At 28.3% G+C, this 5,315-nt stretch carries 4 protein-coding genes; 3 read left to right on the forward strand and 1 reads right to left on the reverse strand.

All coding sequences use genetic code 11. From position 1 onward, the window contains the following. The first annotated feature begins 532 nt into the window (after positions 1–532). Both BUB51_RS12085 and BUB51_RS12090 read left to right on the forward strand, forming a co-directional pair. Positions 533–2,266 carry an ABC transporter ATP-binding protein gene (locus tag BUB51_RS12085; RefSeq protein ID WP_073198034.1) on the forward strand — a complete coding sequence of 578 codons (1,734 nt, stop codon included), beginning with the start codon at positions 533–535 and terminating at the stop codon, positions 2,264–2,266. Beyond that, complete coding sequence (locus BUB51_RS12090; RefSeq protein WP_073198036.1) at positions 2,266–4,059, forward strand: ABC transporter ATP-binding protein; 1,794 nt, start codon at positions 2,266–2,268, stop codon at positions 4,057–4,059. Before BUB51_RS12085 ends, BUB51_RS12090 begins: the two co-directional genes overlap by 1 nt. 58 nt (positions 4,060–4,117) lie before the next feature. Here BUB51_RS12090 and BUB51_RS12095 read toward each other — a convergent pair whose 3' ends face one another. Beyond that, positions 4,118–4,699, reverse strand: coding sequence for a hypothetical protein (locus BUB51_RS12095; protein ID WP_073198038.1), 582 nt, complete (start codon positions 4,697–4,699; stop codon positions 4,118–4,120). A gap of 258 nt (positions 4,700–4,957) precedes the next feature. On the opposite strand from BUB51_RS12095, the gene BUB51_RS12100 reads away from it, so the two are divergent. After that, a partial coding sequence (locus tag BUB51_RS12100) for a hypothetical protein (RefSeq protein ID WP_278294499.1) occupies positions 4,958–5,315 on the forward strand: 358 nt, incomplete at its 3' end.

A 5,315-nucleotide genomic window follows, 5' to 3' on the forward strand; every position in this document is an offset into this window, starting at 1 on the left:
AAAAATAAAGAAAAATATAATCCTAAAAAAGCATTAGGAGAAGTACGTTTAAAACAGATTCAAGAACTTTTAGCAGCTTAATACTTTATAAATGTAGGATAAATATTATTTATATTAATCTAAAAAACAAAGTTTTAGGTGAGGAAAGCCTAATTCCTCCATAAGGGCATAGACCCAGTATACAAGTAATAGAACTCACCTATCCTTAAAAGATAGAACGAAGGAATGTTAGGACGCATAATAGATAATGTGATCCAGAGGGACATAAGAGGGTAAATCAGAGGATAAAAAAGGTGAGATACCTCTCTAAAACTTTCATATAATTAATGGTAAAATAAGTAAATTATATTGCTTGTTTTAGTAAGTATACTTATTGCATTCAATAAAATTACAAATATTCAAATAAAAAACAATAGAATCTATTTAAATAGTAGTTTTAATCTCTGTTATAGGAACAAATATAATAGCGATTCTAAGAAATATTAAGAAAGACAGAGATAATTAATAAAATATAGGAAGAGGGGGAATCAATTTGAAAAGGATATGGAAGTATATAAACAAGTATAAATGGTATTATTTAATAGCTATACTTTCGATGATGATAGCTATGGCACTTGATATGTTTAATCCACGATTAACTAAAATTATAATTGATGATGTTATAGTTGGGGGTACAACTGAAATTTTATGGAAATTACTTTTAGCTCTTATTGGGATAACCTTGTCAAGAGCTATTTTGGGATATATTAAAGAATATTTATTTGATATTGCTAGTAGTAAAATAGTTAAAGAAATTAGAAAAGATTTATTTGATCATATACAGACTTTATCATTTTCATATTTTGATGGTATGAATACTGGTGAGATTTTATCGAGGCTCTCTGAAGATGTAGATAATGTGTGGCATGCTTTGGGATTTGGTAGCATGTTATTCATTGAACAGATGATTTATTTTATAGTTGCTACAATAATGTTATTTACATTAAATTGGAAAATAGCCTTGTTAAGTCTTGCTACAATGCCGTTAATAGCATATCTTGCAGTAATATTAGAAAAACAGATAGGTGAAGTATATGAAAAGATAAGCGATCAAGGTGCATTACTCAATACAACAGCTCAAGAAAATGTAGCAGGAGTAAGATTAGTTAAGGCATTTGCTAGAGAAAGATATGAGATTGAAAAATTTCTAAATCAAAATAAAGAAAATTACAGATTAAATGTAAAACAGGCTGATATCTGGGCTAAATATCATCCTATTATAGAATTTTTATCAAATGCGATAAGTATTTTAATAATAACAGTTGGAGGGCTTTTAGTAATCAAAGAAGATATTTCAATAGGAACATTAGTAGCGGCTAATTTCTATACATCTATGCTTATTTGGCCTATGAGAATGTTGGGATGGCTTACTAATATACTTGGACAGTGTAATGCTTCTTTGAAAAAGATTGATAAAATATTTAATGAAAAACCTACTATCAAAAATGCAGAAAACCCAATAACACCAAAATTTGTTAAAGGACATATTAAATTTGAAAACGTATCTTTAGAATATGATGGAGTAAAGGTTTTAAAGAATATAAATATTGATGCAAAGCCGGGCAGTACAATTGCAATAATGGGGACTACTGGTTCGGGAAAGAGTTCATTAGTTAATTTAATACCGAGATTTTACGATTGTACTGGAGGAAGAATACTGTTGGATGGTATAGATATTAAAGATATCGATCTTAATTTTTTGAGAAATCAAATATCTGTAGTAATGCAGGATGTATTTTTATTTTCAGATACTATTGAAGAAAATATAAAATTCGGAGTGAAAGATACGGAAAATGTAGATATAGTGAGAGTAGCAAAGGATGCACAGGTGTATGATTTTGTCATGGAAATGAAAGATGGATTTAATACGATAATAGGTGAACGTGGTGTTGGTTTATCTGGAGGACAAAAGCAGAGGATTTCTATAGCAAGAGCATTAGCTAAAGAATCGAAAATTTTAATATTAGACGATGCAACTTCGGCTTTAGATATGGAAACGGAGTATAAGATTGAAAGAGCCATAGAGAATAGGAATGAAATAACTAAATTTATAATTGCCCATAGAATTTCAGCAGTAAAAAATGCCGATGAAATAATTATACTTGAAAATGGTGAAATCGTTGAAAGAGGTACACACGATGAACTCCTAAAGAAGAAAGGAAAATATTATGACACATACTTTGAGCAGACAAAGGGCCTTTATACAGAGAATAAGGAGGTGGTATAATGGCTAAAAATACAGTAAGACAAGATGAAAAGCTCAATGAAATTGTAAAGAGAGATATTATCAAGAGGTTGTATTCATATTTAAAGCCATATAAATTTGAAGTTTTTCAAGTACTTGTTTTAATGGGAGTTGTTATTGGGGTTAATCTTCTCAATCCGTATTTTTTTAGATTAGGCATAGATGAATATATAGCCAATAAAGATATAAAAGGACTCTTTTTGCTAGGAGGATTAGTAATTTTAATCAATATAGTTTCTATGATTTGTTCTAGATGGAGAATTAAGAAGATGGCGAGAATAACTAATAATATATTAGTTACTATAAGGCATCAGCTGTATGAACATATACAGAAACTATCATTTGAATTCTTTGATAATCGTCCAAATGGGAAAATTATTGCTAGAATTATTGGAGATGTAAACTCTTTAAACAATCTATTTACGAGTAGTGTTACAAATTTAATTCCAGATTTAGTTACTTTGATAGCTGTTGTAGTGATAATGATTTCTATGAATCTAAAATTAGCTTTAGTATCTTTGGTAACATTGCCATTTTTATTAGTGTTTATGTTTTTAGTCGAGGTTACATGTAGAAAGAGATGGCAGTTATTTAGGAAGAAAAACTCAAATATGAAAGGATATATTTATGAAAATTTTTCTGGGATTAGGGTTGTGCAGAGTTTTGCTGCCCAAGATAAGACTAGCAGAGGATTTAGTGAGATATTAGCAGAACTTAATGCAGCATTTATAAAGGCGGCAAAAGCAAGTGATTTATTCTGGCCATTAGTTGAGATTTCATGGGGAGTAGGTTCAGTAATAGTGTTTTGGTATGGAGTAAAATTATTAAATACTGGAGAGATTAGTGTAGGGCTTTTGGTTGCATTTATAAGCTATATATCAATGTTCTGGCGGCCGATAATGAATTTAAGTAATTTTTATAACAATTTAATTACAAATATGGCGGCAGCAGAGAGAATATTTGAAATAATGGATATAAAGCCTGATATAGAAGATAAAAAATGTGCTAAAACTATGCCGAAAATAAAAGGAAATGTTGTGTTTAGGCATGTTAATTTCAGCTATGATGATAATGAAATTGTTTTGAAAGATATAAATTTTAGTGTTAAAGCTGGAGAGACAATAGCATTAGTAGGGCCAACCGGAGCTGGTAAGACAACAATAGTAAATTTAATAGCGAGATTTTATGATGTAGATAGTGGAGAGGTTTTAATAGATGGATATAATGTTTCAGATGTCAGATTAGAAACTTTGAGAAGTCAAATGGGGATTATGCTTCAAGATACATTTTTATTTTCTGGTACGATAAAGGAAAATATAAGGTATGGTAAACTTGATGCAACCGATGAAGAAATAATTAAAGCAGCTAAAGCGGCTTATGCTCATGATTTCATTATGAAATTGCCAAATGGGTATGATACAGATATTAATGAAAGAGGAACAAGATTATCTGTAGGGCAGAGACAATTAATAGCGTTTGCAAGAGCTTTACTTGCAGATCCAAGAATTTTAATTTTGGATGAAGCTACATCTAGTATTGATACGCATACAGAGAGACTAGTTCAAAAAGGAATAGAGAGACTCTTAAAAGGTAGAACATCTTTTGTCATAGCACATCGTCTTTCAACAATTCAGAATGCGGATCGTATATTTGTTATTGATGATGGAAGGATAAAAGAAATGGGTAATCATGATGAGCTTATGAGAATGAAGGGTATTTATTATAATCTGTTTATGTCGCAGTTTAAGTTTTTAGATAATAAGAAGGCAGTATGATATATAAGATTGCCCTCTTAAGAATTTTCTTAAGAGGGCAATTTATATCTGAATTTGATTACTTTTCTATTTTTAATATATATTCTTGAATTTTAGAAGTTATATCGGTATTTATTTTTATCATATTTTTTTCAAATTCTCTGTTTATATTTGCTTGATTTGTACAGATTGTAGTAACTTGAATAAATAATCCATTTGCAGTAATAGAATTGCTAAAAGTAGGAGAAAGTTTTACATTTAATTCTTTATAATCTATGGGAATAGAATCAATTCGATTAACGGATAAATAATATTTTTGTTTTATATTAGGTTCATAGCTAATAATAATTTTTGTTGCAATATTTTTTTCTTGATTTAGTATATAAATTGATTTTTGTTTTAGAAAAGCTGTATTATCATTAAGAGCATTAAAAGTAGTATTAACCCAATATTTATTCAATTTATCATTTCCAGGGTAAACTGTTATTGTTGGTTTTTCGATATATGATAGAGGATATTCTTTTTTTAGTTCTTCTATAATATAATTTGATATAGAATCGAATTCATTATAAACTAATGTTTTTCGATTATTAAAAAAGTATATTCCAACAATGATTATTACAACTATTGTTATTATTAGAATTTTTGTTTTTTTATTCATTTATGTTAGACCTCCTTAAAATTATTTATGTTTATCTTATATAATAATACATGTATTATAGAAGGCATGTCGAAACATGACATAGTAAATATTAAAATTTTGTAATAAAGCTATGTGGTAAGGAAATTCAATACATACAATTTATGACAAAATAAAACAGTTTATTAAATATAAAACTTGTTGAGAGAAATATATAATAATAAAATTAACTTCAATTCGTAATTTAAGATAATGATAAGAAGTGCCGATAAATAATATATGATGCAGATAAGTAGAAAAGACAAAGAAAAAATAATAGAATCAATTAAAAAAGGAAGAATTGATGCAGCTGATATAAGTTTTCCAAATTTAATAGACGATATAATAATGAAAATGAATAGAAAGGGGTTAATAAAGGATTTAACAAAAGCATTCAAAGATAAGCGAAAGAAAAATAAGCACATACCAATGGAAAATATATTAGCTTTATCAATTGCAGCAAAGATGAAGATAAAAACAAGTTTAACAGATATACCATATGCTATAACAGATGCAGAGTTATTATCGGAATTAGGATGGAATATATGGGATACAGAAAGAGATATAAAAAAAGGATTATTAGAAGAAGGAACAATAA

It is taken from the genome of Caloranaerobacter azorensis DSM 13643, assembly GCF_900129995.1.
GTDB lineage: Bacteria > Bacillota > Clostridia > Tissierellales > Thermohalobacteraceae > Caloranaerobacter > Caloranaerobacter azorensis.

What these genes read in the sequence shown, in the direction of transcription:
- BUB51_RS12095 (WP_073198038.1), bottom strand. Translation starts at nt 4,699, where the DNA reads ATGAATAAAAAAACAAAAATTCTAATAATAACAATAGTTGTAATAATC.
- BUB51_RS12090 (WP_073198036.1), top strand. Translation starts at nt 2,266, where the DNA reads ATGGCTAAAAATACAGTAAGACAAGATGAAAAGCTCAATGAAATTGTA.